We start from the raw sequence: 17,237 nt of genomic DNA on the forward strand, positions 1-17,237 counted from the left end.
GCGCGGACCTGATCCGCGCTTCTCCAAGAAGTTACCCCTTCTTTGCATATCCGATCGGCTGCAGGGCCTGCTCGATCTCGGTGAGGATCACCGGGTCGTCGATCGTCGCCGGCATGCGGAATTCCTGGGCATCGGCCAGCTTCTGCATGGTGCCGCGCAGGATCTTGCCTGAACGCGTTTTCGGCAGCCGCTTCACCACCACCGCCTGCTTGAAGGCGGCGACCGGGCCGATCTTCTCACGCACCAGACCCACCAGTTCGCGCACGATCTGGTCATCCGCCTTGGCGGTGCCGGATTTCAGCACCACGAAGCCGAGCGGCACCTGCCCCTTCAACTGATCCGCCACGCCCACCACGGCACATTCGGCGACATCGGGATGCGCCGAGAGCACCTCCTCCATGCCGCCGGTGGAAAGGCGATGACCGGCAACGTTGATGATGTCGTCGGTGCGGCTCATGATGTAGATGTAGCCATCTTCATCGATGAAGCCGGCATCGCCGGTGTTGTAATAGCCGGGGAAACGCGCGAGGTAGCTTTTCTTGAAGCCCTCGTCGTTGTTCCACAATGTCGGCAGGCAGCCCGGCGGCAGCGGCAGCTTGATCGCAATGTTGCCGATGGTGCCGGCTTCCGGCACTTGGCGGCCATCATCATCCAGCACCTGCACGTCATAGCCCGGCACCGCGCAGGTGGCCGAGCCATGCTTCACCGGCAGCAATTCCAGGCCCATGAAATTGGCCGAGACCGGCCAGCCGGTTTCGGTCTGCCACCAATGATCGATCACCGGCTTCTTCAGGATATCCTCGGCCCAATGCACTGTATCCGGGTCGGCACGTTCACCGGCCAGGAACAGGGCGCGGAAATTGGACAGATCGTATTTCTTCACCAGTTCGCCGCGCGGGTCCTCTTTCTTGATGGCGCGGAAGGCCGTGGGCGCGGTGAACAGGGCCACCACCTTGTGCTGCTGGATGACGCGCCAATAGGCACCGGCATCGGGCGTGCCGACCGGCTTGCCCTCATAGAGCAGCGAGGTGGCGCCAAAGATCAGCGGGGCATAGACGATATAGGAATGGCCGACCACCCAGCCGACATCGGAGGCGGCCCAGAATACCTCACCGGGCTTCACGCCATAGATATGCTCCATCGACCAATGCAGCGCCACGGCATGGCCGCCATTGGAGCGTACCACGCCTTTGGGGATACCGGTGGTGCCGGAGGTATAGAGCACATAGAGCGGGTCGGTGGCGGCAACGGGCACGCAATCCACTGGGGCGGCAGCGGCCAGGGATGCGGCATAATCATGGTCGCGGCCGGCAATCATCGCAGCCTGACACATCGGACGCTGGAAGATCAGGCAGGCCTGCGGCTTATGGGTCGCGATCTCGATGGCCTGATCCAGCAGCGGCTTGTATTCCACCACCCGGCCCGGCTCCAGGCCGCAGGATGAGGCGATCATCAGCACCGGCTTGGCATCATCGATGCGGGTGGCGAGTTCACGCGGCGCGAAGCCGCCGAACACCACCGAATGGACCGCGCCGATGCGGGCACAGGCCAGCATGGCGATCACTGCTTCCGGCGTCATCGCCATGTAGATGATGACGCGGTCGCCCTGCTTTACGCCCAGCGCACGGATGGCACCGGCCAACTTGGCCACCTGCTCGCGGAGTTCGCTGTAGCTGTAGCTCTTGATTGTGTTGGTGACCGGGCTGTCATAGATAAGTGCGGCGCGGCTGCCATGGCCGGCCTCGATATGGCGGTCCAGCGCGTTGTAGCAGGTATTCAGTTCAGCGCCGGGATACCAGCGATAGAAGGGCGGGTTGCTGTCATCCAGCACCTGATAATGTGGCTTGCTCCAGGCCACACGCTGCGCCTGGCGCTGCCAATAGCCGATGGGATCGCTCTGGGATTCGGCATAAATGGTCTTGTAGCGCTGGGTCATGGCATCACTCCGCGGCCTGGGCCGCCGCCACGCCGGCGGCGAGCGAAGCACGGGCGGCATCGTATTCGCGCCGCATGCGCGCCACCAGATCAGCCACCGGCAGCACATCGTCTATGGTGCCGGTGCCCTGGCCGGCACTCCAGATATCGCGCCAGACCTTCTTGTGGCCGGTGCCTTCCGAGCCGAAATTCATCTTGCTCTTGTCGGCCTCGGGCAGGTTCTCGGGATCGAGGCCGGAAGCGGCCACACTTTTCTTCAGGTAATTGGCCTGCACGCCGGAGAACAGCGAGGTGTAGACGATATCGGCGGCGGCGCTTTCGATCAGCATCTGCTTGTATTCCGGCACCACATGGGCTTCCTCGGTGGCGAGGAAGCGGGTGCCGATATAGGCGAAATCGGCGCCCATGGCCTGGGCCGCCAGCACCTGGGCGCCATTGGAGATCGCACCGGACAGCGCAATCGCTCCCTTGAAGAAGCGCCGCACTTCCGACACCAGGGCAAACGGCGAATGGGTACCGGCATGGCCGCCGGCCCCGGCGCAGACCAGGATCAGGCCATCGACACCAGCTTCTATCGCCTTGCGGGCATGACGCACATTGATCACGTCATGCATCACGATGCCACCATAGCTGTGCGCCGCCTGCACCACTTCCGCCGGCGCTTTCAGCGAGGTGATGAACATCGGCACCTTGTGCTTGACGCAGATTTCCACGTCATGCATCAGGCGGTCGTTGGAATGATGCGCGATCTGGTTCACGGCAAAAGGCGCCACCGGCTTGTCCGGGTGCTTGGCGGCATAGTCGCCAAGTTCACCGGCAATGCGCTTCAGCCAGTCTTCCAGCACTTCCTTGGGCCGTGCATTGAGCGCCGGGAAGGAGCCGACGATGCCAGCCTTGCATTGCGCGATCACCAGTTCCGGCGTCGAAGCAATGAACATCGGCGAGCCGATCACCGGGATCGACAGACGGCCCTTGAACAAGGCGGGCACGGACATGGCGGCATCTCCTCGCAGCAGCGTTTCCTGGGTTTATGGTTGAATGTTACGGCTGCCCCGGGGCGGGCGCAACGCTGCCGGGCCGCAAACGCCACCCTGTCCTCGGGTCGGCGCCTAGGCTTCCGCTTCTTCCAGCGGCAGGCCGGCCAGCATGGCCTCGCGGCGGCGCAGGATATCGGCGGCTGCGGCAATGGCGATTTCACCCGGCTGCTTGCCCGTGATGCCGCCGATGCCGATGGGGCAGACCAGCGCGGCAATCCGCTCCTCTGCGATGCCGAGTTCGCGGAAACGCTTCTCGAACCGGGCCCGCTTGGTGCCTGAGCCGATCAGCCCAACATAGCCGAAGCGGCCTTCCTGCAAGGCGCGGGCGACGATGCCCAGATCAAGCGCATGGTTATGGGTCATCACGATCACCCAGGCGCCATCGGGCAGGGACGCCACATCGCGCTCGGGCGTGGGCGACACTTCGACGCTGATATTCGGTGCCACATGGTCCGGGAAGGCATCGGGGCGCGGATCGATCCAGCGCACCCGGCAGGCCAGGGTGCCGAGGATATTGGCCAGCGCGCGGCCGACATGGCCGGCACCGAACAAGGCGACGGTGAAATTCTCCGCCTGGCGCGGCTCGAACAGCAACGTCACATGCCCGCCGCAGCATTGCCCGAGTGCGGGACCGAGCGGAAAGCGGCGGAGCGCCGGTTCGGTGCGCCCTTTCAGCATGCGGCGCGCGATCTGGATGGCCTGGAATTCCAGTTCGCCGCCGCCAATGCTGCCGGTGCTTTCCGCCAGCGTCACCACCATCTTGGCACCAGCCTCGCGCGGTGCCGAGCCATCCACCACCGCCACCGTCACCAGCACGCAGGGGACGTTAAGCTGTTCCAGCGTGATCAGCCGGTTGAGCCACTCGCTCATTTTGCTGCCGCCTGTTCCGGCTTTGCCGCCAGCTTACCGCGCAAAGCCTCCACCGCCAGCAGCACGCGCTCCGGCGTTGCCGGTGCATCGAGATCAGGCAGCACGCGATGATCGCCCACGGCGGCGACGGCATCTTTCAGCGCCAGCCAGGCGGAAACCCCGAGCAGGAAGGGCGGTTCACCTACTGCCTTGGAGCGGAAGATCGTATCGGCCGGATTGGCCCGGCCCGACACCAGCTGCACACGGAAGTCACTGGGCAGGTCACGCGCCGTCGGGATTTTGTAGGTGCTGGGCGCATGGGTGCGCAGCCGGCCTTTTTCATCCCACCACAATTCTTCCATGGTCAGCCAGCCAAGACCCTGGAGATAGCCACCCTCGACCTGACCGCGGTCAATCGCCGGGTTCAGGCTGGTGCCGCAATCATGCAGCAGGTCGGCACGCGGAAAACGGTATTCGCCCGTCAGGGTATCGATCAGTGCCTCGGTCACCGCCGCGCCATAGGCGAAATAGTAGAATGGCGTACCGCTGGCGGTCTTGCGGTCGAAGCTCAGACCCGGCGTGGCATAGAAGCCGTTGGCGGAAAGCGGCACGCGCTGCAGATAGGCATGATGCGCGATCTCGGCAAATGGCAATGACTGCCCGCCACCGCTGACCATGCCGTCGGCAAACACCACCGCTTCCGCCGGCACGCCGAACTTTGCTGCCGCCACCTCGGCCAGCCGGCCGCGCAGAATCAGTGCCGCATCCTCGGCTGCCTTGCCATTGAGATCGGCGCCGGAAGAGGCCGCCGTGGCCGAGGTATTCGGCACCTTGTCGGTGCGCGTGGCGGTGATGCGTATGGCCTCGGGTTTCAGGCCCAGCACTTCCGCCACCACCTGCGCCACCTTGATATATAGCCCCTGCCCCATCTCGGTGCCGCCATGATTGAGCTGCACCGAGCCGTCCTCGTAGATCAGCACCAACGCACCGGCCTGGTTGAGAAAGCTGGTGGTGAAAGAGATGCCGAATTTCACCGGCACGATAGCCAGGCCCTTCTTGAGATAGGGGCTGGCGGCATTGAAGGCATCGATCTCGGCGCGGCGGCGGCGGTAATCGGATGACTCGATCAGTTCGGGCAGCAGGTCGGGCAGGATATTGTCGCGGATGGTCTGCCCATAGGGCGTGACATTGCGCTCTGTCGTGCCATAGAGATTGAGCAGCCGCACATCCAGCGCATCGCGCTTGAGATAGCGCGCGATCTGGTCGATCACATATTCGGTAGCAGCCATGCCCTGCGGGCCGCCGAAGCCGCGAAATGCCGTGTTCGACACCGTGTTGGTCTTGCAGCGCAGGCCGGTGATGCGCACATCGGGCAGGAAATAGCTGGAATCGGCATGGAACATGGCGCGGTCGACCACCGCGTTGGTCAAATCCGGCGAGGAACCGCCGCGCCCGGCCAGCGTCACGTCATAACCGAGGATGCGGCCTTCATCATCAAAGCCGACATCGTAGCGCACTAGGAAATCATGGCGCTTGCCGGTGGCGATCATGTCCTCGTCGCGGTCGAGGCGGAATTTCACCGGCCGCTTGGTGCGCGTGGCAAAGATCGCGGCCAAGCTGGCGAATTGCGCGGCCTGGGTTTCCTTGCCGCCGAACCCGCCACCCATGCGGCGACATTCCACGGCAACGGCGTGGATCGGCCGCGCCAGCACGCGCGCCACCAGCTTCTGCACCTCGGAGGGATGCTGCGTCGAGCACCAGACATGCACGTCACCATCTTCCGATGGCTGCGCCATGCTGATCTGGCCTTCGAGGTAGAAATGATCCTGGCCGCCGAGATTGAGTTCGCCCGTGAGCCGGTGTGGCGCGGCGGCAATGGCGGCCACGGCATCGCCCTGGCGCATGGTCAGCGGCTCACCGACCCAGGCCTGGTGTTCGATGGCTTCCGCCACCGAGAGCAACGGCGGCAGTTCCTCGTATTCCACCTTAACCAAGCGCGCCGCCGCCCGCGCCGTATGCAGGTCGCGGGCAACGATGGCGGCCACCGGCTGGCCGTGAAATTGGATCGTCTCCTGCGCCAGTACCGGATCACCGGGAAATACCGGCGCGATATCGGGATCACCCGGCACATCGGCCACCGTGATCACATCCACCACGCCGGGCAATGCCCGCGCCGCCGAGAGATCAATCGATTTGATGCGGCCATGGGCAATGCTGGCCATGTGCAGCGCGCCATGCAGGCAGCCTTCCGGCTCGGCCAGGTCATCGATATAGCGCGCGCTGCCGGCAACATGCTTGGCGGCACTGTCATGCTTCAACGGCTTGGCAACAACCCGGGTCATTCGGCCACCTGTTCGATTGGTGCCTCGATCCGAATCTGCGCTCCCGTCTGCTGCTCGGCGGCGAATTTGCGCAGCAGGTTCTGCGCCGCCAGCAGGCGGTAGCGCGCCGATGCCCGCATGTCGCTCATCGGGGTGAAATCCTGCGCCAGCGCGGCCACGGCAGGCTCCACTGCTTCCGTCGTCAACTTCTGGCCTTGCAGAGCCAGTTCGGCGGCATGCGCCCGCTGCGGAATCGCGGCCATGCCGCCATAGGCGATCCGCGCCGAAGCGATGCGGTTGCCTTCCATGATGACATGGAAAGCCCCGAGCACGGCGGAGATATCCTGATCCAACCGCTTGGACAGCTTGTAGACCGCGAAGCGCGATTCCGGCCCCGGGCGCGGCACGATCACCTTGGCGACAACACCGCGCGGGCGCAGATAGGTCTTGCGGTAGCCGAGGAAGAATTCATCCAACGGCAGGAAGCGTTCACCACCCGGGCTGAGCAATTGCAGCCGCGCGCCCAGCGCGATCAGCGGCGGCATGCTGTCGCCAATCGGCGAACCATTGGCGATATTGCCGCCGATGGTGCCGGCATTGCGGATCTGCACCGAGCCGAGGCGCCGCACCATGGCGGCAAAATCGGGATGCAGCGCGGCAATCGCCGGCATGGCATCTGTATAGGTGACCGAGGCGCCGATGCTCACTTCATCGGGCAGGATTTCCACCCGCTTGAGTGCCGCAATCTGGCCCAGATGCAGGATCGTGCCGATGCGACGATGCTGCTTGGTGATCCACAGGCCGACATCGGTGCCACCGCCGAGCACCCAGGTATCATCCCAATCGACGCCGCGCAGCAACGTCATCAATTCATCCAGGCTGATCGGCGCCAGGAAGCGACCCGCTGGCGTCTCCTGGCGCAAGCCCTCGCGGCGCTTCAGGCCCTTGAGCTTACCGATCCAGGCGGCTTCCAGCGCCGAGAATCTGTCTGGTGCGGCTCCCATCGTCTGGCCGGCTTCCAGGATCGGGCGATAGCCGGTGCAGCGGCAGAGATTGCCGGCCAGCGTATCGCAGAGGCTGTCGGTATCGGTCGGCGTGCCGGTTTTGTAATGCGCGAACAGGCTCATCACAAAGCCGGGCGTGCAGAAGCCGCATTGCGACCCATGGCAATCGACCATCGCCTGCTGCACCGGATGCAGCGCATCGCCCCCAGGTTCATCAGGGGCCAGGTCCTCGACCGTGACCAACGCCTTGCCATCGAGCTGGCCGACCAGTTGGATGCAGCTATTGACGGCACGGTAGCGCAGTTTGTCTCCGTCGAGATCGGCGACGGCCACGGTACAGGCACCGCAATCGCCTTCGGCGCAGCCTTCCTTGGTGCCGCAGAGGCGCTGCTTGAGTCGCAGATAATCGAGGACCGTGGTGGTGTGGGGCAATTCAGGTCCCACCGTCACCACTTCGCCACGCAGCAGGAAGCGTACCGTTTCCGGCATCCCGTCCGCTCCTTCCGCCCGAGGCTGCTGGCCTCAGGCCCGGCTTACGTCATCAGGTCGCTGCCACGGAAGGCCCAGCCGGTCATCCGGCGCTCAAAGGCCGCGGCAACAGCATACATCAGCACGCCCATGATACCGACAACCACCAGGCCTGCAAAGACCAGCGGCACATTGTAGCTCGACGATGCCGACAGCATCAGGTAGCCGATGCCTTCGTTCGACGCCACGGTTTCCGCGATCACCGAGCCGACGAAGGCAAGCGTGATGGCGATCTTCAGCGAGGCGAAGAGATAGGGCATGGCGCGCGGGATGCCGATCTTGAACAGGATTTCCGTGCGCGTGGCGCCGAGGCAGCGCAGCACGTCGCGCAGTTCCGGCTCGATGGTGGCAAGGCCGGTGGCCACATTCACCACGATGGGGAAGAAGGAAATCACGAAGGCGGTGATGATGGCCGGGATCGTACCGATGCCGAACCAGATCACCAGCACCGGCACGATGGCCACCTTGGGGATCGAGTTGAAGCCGACCAGCACCGGGTAGAGGCCGGTATAGACCAGCTTGGAAGCACCTATGAACACGCCCAGCAGCATGCCGCCAACCACCGCAAGGATGAAGCCGGCGGTGGTGGTGTAGAGCGTCTGCAGCGAGTGATGCAGAATCTGCGGCGCGAATTTCACCGTGGCAGCCCATACCGAGGTAGGGGCCGGCAGCACGAATTCGGCCACACCCGTGACCAGGCAGGCGAGTTCCCAGATCACGAACAGGCCGATGGTGACGGCCCAGGGCATCAGGCGGAGAATGATCTTCTCGCGGTTCATGAGTGCTTGACCTCCATGATACGCTCGCGCAGTTCATGCACGATCTCGCCGAAATGCGGCTCGAAGGTAGTGTCGAGCGTACGCGGGCGGGGAATGTCCACCACGCGCTCATAGATGATGCGGCCAGGCCGCTTGCTCATCACGAAGACACGGTCGGCGAGGAACACCGCTTCGCGCAGATCATGGGTGATCAGGATGGCGGTGAACTGCCGCTCCATCCACAGCTTCTGCATCACGCCCCACAATTCCTCGCGGGTGAAGGCATCGAGCGCACCAAACGGCTCGTCGAGCATCAAGAGGCTGGGGTCGTGGATGATGGCGCGGCAGACATTGGCGCGCTGCTGCATGCCGCCGGAAAGCTGCCAGGGGAACTTGTCGGCGAATTCATGCAAGGAAACGGTGCGCAGCAGGTTCATGGCGCGGGCGACATAGCGGTCGCGCTCGCGGCGGAGCTGGTGCTTGTGCGGCGCCACGATCTCCAGCGGCAGCATCACGTTGTCGATGGTGGAACGCCACGGCAGCAGGGTGGAATTCTGGAAGGCCATGCCGACGCCCGGCGTCGGGCCCTTCACGCCCTTGCCGTCGATGCTGATGGCGCCCTTGGTGGCCGGCATCAGGCCTGTAACCAGCTTCATCAGCGTGGACTTGCCACAGCCGGACGGGCCGACCACGGCAACGAATTCGCCCTTCTTGATACCGAGGGTGAGATCCTCGACCGCCAGGGTGGAGGTTTCCGCCTGCTGGTAGACGAGCGAAACCTTATCGAGGGTGACGAAGGCAGAGCCAGTGCTGTCCTGCATCAAATGTCCCCGCCCTGCCGGGTGGGATACCGCTGCGCCATGCCTTGCCCCCTCATATTGCGCTGCACACAAGCACGGATTGTAAGCATGCCGGACGCGGAAGTGTAAACATTTCTTGGGCAATTTTTATGCGATTGGCCGGCTGCCTGCGAAAACGGCAATGTTCTCTCTAATCCGACAAATGTTCTTTTTCTGTACGAATTCCGGTTGACCGGCCTGCCGGGAGGCAGGAGAGTCCGGGCATGAAACCGGCCTGGGCGGAGTCGAGCCTTAACTGGCTCTATATCGACTTCAACAGCTACTTCGCCAGCGTGGAGCAGCAGGAACAGCCGCGCCTGCGCGGTCGCCCGGTGGTGGTCTCCCCGGTGATGACCGACACCACCTCAGCCATCGCCGCCAGCTACGAAGCCAAGGCCTATGGCATCCGCACCGGCACGCCAATCTGGGAGGCCAAGCGGCGCTGCCCCGGCATCCTGATCGTGCCGGCACGGCATGATGTCTATGTTGAGTATCACCACCGCATCCTGGATGAGATCGACCGCCATATCCCGGTGGCCAAAGTCGGCTCCATCGACGAAATGGCCTGCGAGTTGATGGGGCGCGAGAAACTGAAATCGGAGGCCATTGCCCTGGCTGGGCGGATCAAGGCCGGCCTGCGCCAGAATATCGGCGAACATGTGCGCTGCTCCATCGGCATCGCGCCGAATGCCTTCCTGGCCAAAGTGGCGGGTGACCTGAAGAAGCCCGATGGCCTCACCGTGCTGGAAGCCGCCGATCTGCCGGGGCCGCTGTTCAAGCTGAAGCCGCGCGACCTGCCGGGCATCGGCGCCAATATGGAGACCCGGCTGCTGAATGCCGGCGTTGATAGCGTACCGACATTGTGGGAGCTGGGGCCGCGCGAGGCCCGCCGCATCTGGGGCGGGGTTGGCGGCGAGATGTTCTGGCGCGAACTGCGTGGCGAAATCGTGCATCGGGCGGCCGAGGGTCGCCATAGCGTGAGCCACAGCCATGTGCTGCCGCCCGCCATGCGGCCCGAACATATGGCGCAAGGTGTGGCGCGCCGATTGGCGGCGAAAGCTGCCACGCGGGTACGGCGCATCGGCTGTGTCGCCCGCCTGCTGCATCTCTCGGTGCGCTTCGACGACCGGGAGCAAGAGAAATGGTCTGCCGATTTCCGCCTCACCGAAACCCAGGACAGCTTTGTGGTGCTGGATGCGGTGGACCGCCTGTGGCGCCGCATGCTGGTGGAAAGCCAGGCCGATCAAGGCCGCCGCCTGCGCAAGGTGGGCGTGGCACTGACCGATCTGGTGCCGGAAGGCGAAACCACCGGTGACCTGTTCGGCGGTGGCAGCGGCTTCGAGGCTGATCCGGCCTTGAGCGAGAAACGCGTGAAGCTGGCCAAAGCAATCGACACGCTGAATGCCAAATACAAGCGCGACACGGTGCATATCGGCCCACTGCCCGGCAAAGGCGATGCGGGTCAGTTCATGGGCGCCAAGATCGCGTTCAACCGCATCCCGGACCGCGCCGAATTCAAGGAATAGTTTAGGGTCTGCCCTAGAGCCCCAGCACCTTGAGCTGTTCTTCCATCTCGCCTTTGCCGAGCGGATAGTCGGTGCCGTTGCGGGCGTTCAGCATCTGCTTCGGCGGCACCTTGGCGATATCCCGCTGCACCATCACCGCCGTGCGCATGCTGAACTTGGCACGCCAGACCAGGGCGCTGATCAGCCTGCCATTGCGGGTTTCCAGTGCGCGCTGCACCACCGGCAGCGGCGCCTTGCCGGCCTGTGCGAGCGCCTGGAGCACGAAGTTGCGGTCCAGCCGCTCGATGGCATCCTGCACCACGTCGTTATCCAGCTTGTTCATCTTGAGCAGCTTCTTCACCGCAGCCTCTGCCTCGGCCATCGCTGCACCGCCGTCTTTGTCCTTTTCCTTCGCTGTCTCGCGCGGCGCTTCCGCTGCCGGCTCCTCGGGCAGGGCAACATGCAGGCGTTTCTGCATCACGGTCTTGATCTCGGCCAAAGCCTCGGCGGGCAGATCCGTACGCGCCATCAGGCGGGTGAGCAGCGACTGCGCCACGAAACCGGCGATGCGCTTGGCCGCCGCACCCGGCAGATTCGGGCGCTGCACCAGCGGTTCATGCCAGGCCTCCACGCTCGGCGCGGCATCAAGGATGAGATCCAGTGTCTCCTCGCGGATCTGCGCCGAATCATTCGCCAGCAGCGCAGCCACCGCCGAGACATCGCGGGTGGCGACGATGGCATCGGAGACGCCCGACGACAGGCCGACGCGGCGGGCGATGGCCGACAAGGCGCCGGACTGTGCCGCACCTTCGACGATCTCGCGCAGATCCTCATCGGTCAGCAGCGGCGAGAATTCCAACACCGGCGCGGAGACGATCAGCTCCACATCCAGTGCGAGCTGTTTCACCACATGATGCGGAACGTTCACCGCCGATTTCAGCGCCTCGGAAAGAATGGCGCGGATGCGGGTCAGTTCGTCACGCGCCAGCAATTCCACGGTCTGCACCGCATAGTCGCGGGCCGCCCCGGCCTCATCCTCCGGCATATTGGGCAGCAGCCGCGCCACCTTGTCGGCAAGCTCGGCACGCACTTCCTCGTCGGCGTCGTTGGCCAGCAAAAGATGCGCCTGGCTCGGCGTTGCCACATTCGCCGCGATGGCGCGGCGCACATCGGCGGCTTCATCGATGGCAAGGAAATACAGGATCTCCGGGCGCACATCCTGGCGCTGCGCCAGTTCCAGTCGCACGGCGGGATCAGGTGACGCCGCAAGTTCCTTGGCGCGATCATACTCCATTACGCTTGTCCGCCTTCCTCGACATATTCGGCGATATGAGTGCGGCCCTTGCCGCCCTTCTTGGCGACATACATCGCCGCATCGGCGCGCGCCACCAGGGCTTCCGCATTCTCCGGCGCATCCAGCCGCGCGAATACCGCGCCGATGGACAGGCCGAGCGGGAAGCCCTCCACACCCCATTGCTTGTTGATTTCCGCTGCCGCATCGGTGAGGCGCGCCGCCATCGAGGCGGCGCTGTCGCGGCCGGTTTCCTCCAGCCAGAGCAGGAATTCATCGCCGCCGATGCGCGAGGCCAGATCGACCACGCGCAGGCCCTTGCGCACCGCCTCGGCCACCGCCTTCAGCACTTCATCGCCGGCCTGGTGGCCATGCACGTCGTTGACCTTCTTGAAGTTGTCGAGGTCGAAATAGATCAGCGTGCCAGTGAGCCGGTTGCGGAAATGCCGCGCCAGGCGCTTGTCCAGTTCGCCCAGGAAAGCGCGCCGATTGAGCAGGCCGGTGAGGCCATCGGTATTGGCCAGCGTGTTGAGTGTCTTATGCGCGCGGCGCAAAGCCTCCAGCCGCTCGCGCGCCTCGGTGACATCGCGGGCCACGCCACGCGCGCCGGCGAACTCACCCTTGGCGTCGCGCACCGCCACACTTGAAACCTCGAAACAACCGATGCTGCCATCCTTGCGGCAGAGAAATACTTCCACGGCATCCGGCGGGGTTGCCGCCTCGAACGGCCACAGGCTGGGGCGCGGCGTTTCAGGGGCATCCGGGGCGGTGAAATCTTCCGGCCGGCGGCCTTCCAGTTCGCGCGCGCTGTAGCCCAGCGCGCCACGCGGCGAGACAAAGCCGAAGCGGCCATCGGGCTTGGTTTCCCAGGCGAATTCCGAGGAGCAGGCAACCAGATCGCGGAAAAGCTGACGCGACTGCATCAATGCCTGCAGCAGGTTGCGTTCCAGCGTGGTATCGCGGGCCAGCAGCAGCAGGCGCGACACTGCCTGCCCCTGGGATTGGCCGTATGGCAGCAGCGTCACCTGCAAGGCAGTGCCGCCACGCAGGCCCGGCAGATCAGCTTTTTCCTGGCGCGGCAGGGCATCAGCCAGCGAGGCATCCAGCGCGGCAGCGAGAGCCACAAGCTGGTCAGCGGCCAGGGCTTCAAGCAACGGCGCGGCAGCGCGGTTGGCCTGCAGCACAGCACCGTTTTCATCGAAAACCGCCGCCGGTCCCGGGAATACCGGAACCAGGGCCTCCGGGTTCAGACCCGTCCCCATGCCTGCAAGTGCGAAAGTATCGGCTTCCATTGGCGCCCCATGCTCTCCGGGGTTGTTTATAGCCGTGTTGCCCGGGCCTCGTCATCGGGCGCGCTTCGGCATATTTTGCCGCCATGCTGACCACCACACCCGATCCCGCCCGCCTCGCCGCCACGGAAACCTGGCTCTTCGATCTCGACAATACGCTGTACCCGGCGGATTGCGACCTGTTCGCCCAGATCGACCGCCGCATGGGCGAGTTCATCTCGCGGCTGTTCGATGTAGATGCCGTGGAGGCCAAGCGGCGGCAGAAGGGCTTCTTCCAGCAGCATGGGACCACACTGCGCGGCCTGATGGTGGACCACGGCGTCGATCCGGCCGAATTCCTGGGCTATGTGCACAACATCGACCTCTCGCCATTGCCGCACCTCCCCGAATTGCGCGCCACCCTGCAAGCCCTGCCCGGTCGCAAACTGATCTTCACCAACGGCACGGTGGCCCATGCCGAACGGGTGATGGGCCGGCTCGGTATCGCTGATTGCTTCGAGGCGGTGTTCGACATCGTCGCCTCCGACTATCTGCCCAAGCCACGGCCCGAACCCTATGCCAAGCTGCTGGCCGAACATGGCGTGGAGCCGACCCGGGCAACGATGGTGGAAGATATGGCGCGCAATCTGGCACCGGCGGCCCGGCTGGGCATGGCCACGATCTGGGTGCCGACCCGCTCCGACTGGGCGCAGCCCGGCCCGGATGAAGCCGCCCATATCCACCATGTCGCCCCGGACCTGACCGCCTTCCTGAGTGCGCTTCTGATCAAGGATGCCAATCCGGCTGAAGCCAGTCCGGCTAAAGCCAATCCAGCTAAAGGTTGACGCCCCCGCCTCGCCGGTTATTGTCACGCGGCTTCAAGCGCAGACTCTAAGTTCAAGGATGCCCGCCATGACCGACGCCGCCACTCTCGCGCGCCAGCTTCAGCCCGTCATCGACGCCGCCTGGGAGGCGCGCGCCGATATCAACACCGCCACCAAGGGCGAAGTGCGCGACGCGGTGGAAAGCACGCTGGAGGCGATGGATGCCGGCACCGTGCGCGCGGCAATGAAGGTTGACGGCCAGTGGAAGGCCCAGGAATGGGCCAAGAAGGCGATCCTGCTGTCCTTCCGCCTCTACGATAACATGCTGATCTCGGATGCCCCGGGTGGTGCCAACTGGTTTGACAAGGTGCCGTCGAAATTCGCCGGCTGGAACGAGCAGCGTTTCCGCGCCGCCGGCTTCCGGGCCGTGCCGGGTGCCGTAGTGCGCCGTTCCGCCTTCATCGCGCCGAACGTGGTGCTGATGCCGAGCTTCGTGAATGTCGGCGGCTATGTCGACAGCGGCACCATGGTGGATACCTGGGCCACCGTCGGCTCCTGCGCCCAGATCGGAAAGAATGTGCATCTTTCCGGCGGCGTCGGCATCGGCGGCGTGCTGGAACCGCTGCAGGCGGCGCCGGTGATCATCGAGGATAACTGCTTCATCGGCGCGCGCTCCGAAGTGGTGGAAGGCGTGATCGTGGAAGAAGGCGCCGTGCTTTCCATGGGTGTGTTCATCTCGGCCACCACCAAGATCGTCGACCGCGCCACCGGCGAAGTGCTGTTCGGCCGCGTGCCGGCCTATTCCGTGGTGGTGCCGGGCAACCTGCCGGGCAAGCCGCTGGCCAATGGCGAGCCGGGCCCGTCGCTGTCCTGCGCCGTGATCGTCAAGCGCGTGGACGCCCAGACCCGCTCGAAGACATCCATCAACGAGCTGCTGCGCGACTAAATTGCCGGGATGACTTGTCCGGGTGCTGATAAGTCGTTCCGGGGCCGGGTAAAATTCAGGACAACCTGGACCAGTATTACACTTAATTAACCCGCGTCCGGCAAAATCATCCCTATGATTAATGCCATGCGCACCCCGGCCAAACCCGACGGCAAGTCTCATCCCATGCTGTCGCAGTTCCGCGTCTCCAGTATTCTCGTCATTGACGAGAACAAGGCGACGCGCAATGGCCTGCGCGATGTGCTCTATGGCATGGGCTTCGGTGCTGTGCATCTGGCCGCCGATGCGCGCCAGGCGATGCTGGAAATCGCCGCCCATGAGCCCACCGTGATCCTGGTGGATTACCGCCTGCCGAAGATGGACGGGCTGATGTTCACCGAACGGCTGCGCCGCGACACCAGTGTGGGCAACAATGCCATGCCGGTGATCCTGATGGCTACCGATGTGGATGCCGCGCTGGTGGTGGCTGCCCGCGATGCCGGCGTCAACGAAGTGGTGGTAAAACCGATTTCAATCCAGGTGCTGGTGCGCCGCCTGATGCATGCCCTGGTCGGCCAGCGCGTCATGGTGAAAGGCGGCGGCTATGTCGGTCCCGATCGGCGCCGCCGCAGCGAACGCCGCACTGGTGATCGCCGCCATACCAGCCATGAATTGCCCGGCGATATTGATCGCCGCCATTCTTCCTCACGCCGCACCGGTGATCGCCGCCGACCGGCCGTGGTGGAAGAAGTGCTGACGCCTGAAGAGGCCTAACCGCCGAACCGCGCGTCGAGCGACGGGCGGTTGTTCAGCACATCCTTGTCGAAGCCGGCAATCAGCTTGTAATCCTTGGCCACGGCCTCCAGGTCGCTGCGGCTGATGATGTCGTCCAGCTTGGCATAGCCCTTCGGCGCCCGCTCCTCCACATGCTGCATCACCCGCTCCGGGCCATTGGCGCGGTTGGCCAGCACGATGCGGGAAGTGGCCGGCAGCCGCTCTTCCTCGTAAGCCCGCAACGCCGCCACCGGATCGGGCTGGGTTGCCAGCCGGTGCGCCAGCACGCGGGCATCGATGATTGCCTGGCTGGCTCCGTTGGAGCCGATCGGATACATGGCGTGCGCCGCATCGCCGATCAGCGTCACCCGCTCGAAGCTCCAGCGCGCCACCGGATCGCGATCCACCATCGGAAACTCGTAGATCGCGCTGGCGCTGCGGATCAGGCCCGGCACATCCAGCCAGCCGAAATTCCAGCTTTCAAACTGGGGCAGGAAATCCTCGATCTTGCCGGGCCGGTTCCAGTCCTCGCGATTCCACGGCGTGTCGTTCGGGAAACGCAGTTCGGCGATCCAGTTCACCACCGAGCGGCCGCGCGCGGCAGCCTCCGGGTCGATGGGATAGCAGACGAATTTCTGATCCTGGTGCCCGGCCATGATCATGGAGCGGCCGGAAAGATACGGCGTGGCTTCCGAAGTGGCGCGCCACAGCACGGCGCCGTTCCATTTCGGCGCCCCTTCATCGGGATAATACCGCGCCCGCACGGCGGAATGGATGCCATCGGCGCCGATCATGATGGCGGCCCGTTCGGGCGGCAAAGCGGCACCATCGGAGCGGCGGCGGAACTGCGCGGTGACGCCCGCCCCATCCTGCTCGAAGCCGACCAGTTCGGCGTCGCTGCGCACCGCCCCCGCCCCCAGCCGCTCGATCACGGTTTCATACAGCAGCATCTGCAACTGGCCGCGATGCACGGAGAATTGCGGCCAGTTATAGCCGGCATCCTGGCCGCGTGCCTCGCGCCAGATTTCCTGGCCGAACTTGTTGGTATAGATCAGTTCCTTGGTGCGGATGGCGCGGGCTTCCAGCTTTTCCGCCAAGCCCAGTTCGGTCAGTTCGCGCACCGCATGCGGCAGTACGTTGATGCCAACGCCGAGCGGGCGGATGCTCGGCACCGCCTCCACCACGCGCGCCGGAATACCGGCCCGGTGCAGGCTGAGCGCCAAAGTGAGACCGCCGATACCGGCACCGATGATAAGGACGTCCGGGGCGCGAGCCGCCATAATTTCCTCCCTGCTTCGCCATTTGTATAGTTGCATTACAATTAGCCTAAGCTAGAATACGCCGCAAGCAGGCCCGGCAAACGAGCCGCACAGGGAGCG

The 17,237-nt window shown here is 64.5% G+C and carries 14 protein-coding genes; 4 read left to right on the plus strand and 10 right to left on the minus strand.

What is annotated here, in order from left to right; all coding sequences use genetic code 11:
* Positions 1 to 31: 31 nt before the first annotated feature.
* From ACQY7X_RS01575 to ACQY7X_RS01605, 7 genes are all read right to left on the minus strand, one after another.
* Entirely contained in the window at positions 32 to 1,936 is a 1,905-nt protein-coding gene (locus ACQY7X_RS01575) for a propionyl-CoA synthetase (RefSeq protein ID WP_428248086.1), read from the minus strand.
* Between the two features lie 4 nt (positions 1,937 to 1,940).
* Positions 1,941 to 2,930 (minus strand): NAD(P)H-dependent flavin oxidoreductase, encoded by a 990-nt coding sequence (locus ACQY7X_RS01580; RefSeq protein WP_428248087.1) that lies wholly within the window; start codon positions 2,928 to 2,930, stop codon positions 1,941 to 1,943.
* 114 nt (positions 2,931 to 3,044) lie between these two features.
* The gene (gene xdhC, locus ACQY7X_RS01585; RefSeq protein ID WP_428248088.1) at positions 3,045 to 3,842 is read right to left on the minus strand and encodes a xanthine dehydrogenase accessory protein XdhC; all 798 of its coding nucleotides are present in this window, start codon (positions 3,840 to 3,842) and stop codon (positions 3,045 to 3,047) included.
* Positions 3,839 to 6,163, minus strand: coding sequence for a xanthine dehydrogenase molybdopterin binding subunit (xdhB, locus tag ACQY7X_RS01590; protein ID WP_428248089.1), 2,325 nt, complete (start codon positions 6,161 to 6,163; stop codon positions 3,839 to 3,841). Before xdhB ends, xdhC begins: the two co-directional genes overlap by 4 nt.
* Positions 6,160 to 7,635 carry a xanthine dehydrogenase small subunit gene (xdhA, locus tag ACQY7X_RS01595; protein WP_428248090.1) on the minus strand — a complete coding sequence of 492 codons (1,476 nt, stop codon included), beginning with the start codon at positions 7,633 to 7,635 and terminating at the stop codon, positions 6,160 to 6,162. The genes xdhB and xdhA overlap by 4 nt, the downstream gene beginning before the upstream one ends.
* 44 nt (positions 7,636 to 7,679) lie before the next feature.
* On the minus strand, positions 7,680 to 8,453 hold the full coding sequence (locus ACQY7X_RS01600) for an ABC transporter permease (protein WP_428248091.1): 774 nt from the start codon (positions 8,451 to 8,453) through the stop codon (positions 7,680 to 7,682).
* The gene (locus ACQY7X_RS01605; RefSeq protein ID WP_428248092.1) at positions 8,450 to 9,253 is read right to left on the minus strand and encodes an ABC transporter ATP-binding protein; all 804 of its coding nucleotides are present in this window, start codon (positions 9,251 to 9,253) and stop codon (positions 8,450 to 8,452) included. Before ACQY7X_RS01605 ends, ACQY7X_RS01600 begins: the two co-directional genes overlap by 4 nt.
* Positions 9,254 to 9,495: 242 nt before the next feature.
* On the opposite strand from ACQY7X_RS01605, the gene ACQY7X_RS01610 reads away from it, so the two are divergent.
* Entirely contained in the window at positions 9,496 to 10,797 is a 1,302-nt protein-coding gene (locus ACQY7X_RS01610; protein WP_428248093.1) for a Y-family DNA polymerase, read from the plus strand.
* A 13-nt stretch (positions 10,798 to 10,810) separates the two neighbouring features.
* On the opposite strand, the gene ACQY7X_RS01615 is transcribed toward ACQY7X_RS01610, so the two are convergent.
* Together ACQY7X_RS01615 and ACQY7X_RS01620 are read right to left on the minus strand one after the other, a co-directional pair.
* Positions 10,811 to 12,070: a DUF2336 domain-containing protein gene (locus tag ACQY7X_RS01615; protein ID WP_428248094.1), complete on the minus strand. Its 1,260-nt coding sequence runs from the start codon at positions 12,068 to 12,070 to the stop codon at positions 10,811 to 10,813.
* Positions 12,070 to 13,359, minus strand: a complete 1,290-nt coding sequence (locus ACQY7X_RS01620; protein WP_428248095.1) for a sensor domain-containing diguanylate cyclase — start codon at positions 13,357 to 13,359, stop codon at positions 12,070 to 12,072. Before ACQY7X_RS01620 ends, ACQY7X_RS01615 begins: the two co-directional genes overlap by 1 nt.
* An 83-nt stretch (positions 13,360 to 13,442) precedes the next feature.
* On the opposite strand from ACQY7X_RS01620, the gene ACQY7X_RS01625 reads away from it, so the two are divergent.
* The 3 genes from ACQY7X_RS01625 to ACQY7X_RS01635 all read left to right on the plus strand — a co-directional run bounded on the left by ACQY7X_RS01625 (position 13,443) and on the right by ACQY7X_RS01635 (position 15,858).
* Positions 13,443 to 14,180 (plus strand): pyrimidine 5'-nucleotidase, encoded by a 738-nt coding sequence (locus ACQY7X_RS01625; RefSeq protein ID WP_428248096.1) that lies wholly within the window; start codon positions 13,443 to 13,445, stop codon positions 14,178 to 14,180.
* 67 nt (positions 14,181 to 14,247) lie between these two features.
* Entirely contained in the window at positions 14,248 to 15,105 is an 858-nt protein-coding gene (gene dapD / locus ACQY7X_RS01630) for a 2,3,4,5-tetrahydropyridine-2,6-dicarboxylate N-succinyltransferase (protein ID WP_428248097.1), read from the plus strand.
* 126 nt (positions 15,106 to 15,231) lie between these two features.
* Complete coding sequence (locus ACQY7X_RS01635; RefSeq protein WP_428248098.1) at positions 15,232 to 15,858, plus strand: response regulator; 627 nt, start codon at positions 15,232 to 15,234, stop codon at positions 15,856 to 15,858.
* Here ACQY7X_RS01635 and ACQY7X_RS01640 read toward each other — a convergent pair.
* Complete coding sequence (locus ACQY7X_RS01640) at positions 15,855 to 17,138, minus strand: flavin-dependent oxidoreductase (RefSeq protein WP_428248099.1); 1,284 nt, start codon at positions 17,136 to 17,138, stop codon at positions 15,855 to 15,857. The two genes, ACQY7X_RS01635 and ACQY7X_RS01640, sit on opposite strands and share 4 nt — an antisense overlap.
* Between the last annotated feature and the right edge of the window lie 99 nt (positions 17,139 to 17,237).

Source organism: Ferrovibrio sp., assembly GCF_965278975.1.
GTDB lineage: Bacteria > Pseudomonadota > Alphaproteobacteria > Ferrovibrionales > Ferrovibrionaceae > Ferrovibrio.

Bases quoted from the DNA above. Each gene is read 5' to 3' on its own strand.
- xdhB (WP_428248089.1), bottom strand. From the start codon at position 6,163: ATGACCCGGGTTGTTGCCAAGCCGTTGAAGCATGACAGTGCCGCCAAG.
- ACQY7X_RS01610 (WP_428248093.1), top strand. From the start codon at position 9,496: ATGAAACCGGCCTGGGCGGAGTCGAGCCTTAACTGGCTCTATATCGAC.
- ACQY7X_RS01615 (WP_428248094.1), bottom strand. From the start codon at position 12,070: ATGGAGTATGATCGCGCCAAGGAACTTGCGGCGTCACCTGATCCCGCC.
- xdhA (WP_428248090.1), bottom strand. From the start codon at position 7,635: ATGCCGGAAACGGTACGCTTCCTGCTGCGTGGCGAAGTGGTGACGGTG.
- dapD (WP_428248097.1), top strand. From the start codon at position 14,248: ATGACCGACGCCGCCACTCTCGCGCGCCAGCTTCAGCCCGTCATCGAC.
- ACQY7X_RS01625 (WP_428248096.1), top strand. From the start codon at position 13,443: ATGCTGACCACCACACCCGATCCCGCCCGCCTCGCCGCCACGGAAACC.
- ACQY7X_RS01575 (WP_428248086.1), bottom strand. From the start codon at position 1,936: ATGACCCAGCGCTACAAGACCATTTATGCCGAATCCCAGAGCGATCCC.
- xdhC (WP_428248088.1), bottom strand. From the start codon at position 3,842: ATGAGCGAGTGGCTCAACCGGCTGATCACGCTGGAACAGCTTAACGTC.
- ACQY7X_RS01605 (WP_428248092.1), bottom strand. From the start codon at position 9,253: ATGCAGGACAGCACTGGCTCTGCCTTCGTCACCCTCGATAAGGTTTCG.
- ACQY7X_RS01600 (WP_428248091.1), bottom strand. From the start codon at position 8,453: ATGAACCGCGAGAAGATCATTCTCCGCCTGATGCCCTGGGCCGTCACC.
- ACQY7X_RS01620 (WP_428248095.1), bottom strand. From the start codon at position 13,359: ATGGAAGCCGATACTTTCGCACTTGCAGGCATGGGGACGGGTCTGAAC.
- ACQY7X_RS01580 (WP_428248087.1), bottom strand. From the start codon at position 2,930: ATGTCCGTGCCCGCCTTGTTCAAGGGCCGTCTGTCGATCCCGGTGATC.
- ACQY7X_RS01635 (WP_428248098.1), top strand. From the start codon at position 15,232: ATGCGCACCCCGGCCAAACCCGACGGCAAGTCTCATCCCATGCTGTCG.
- ACQY7X_RS01640 (WP_428248099.1), bottom strand. From the start codon at position 17,138: ATGGCGGCTCGCGCCCCGGACGTCCTTATCATCGGTGCCGGTATCGGC.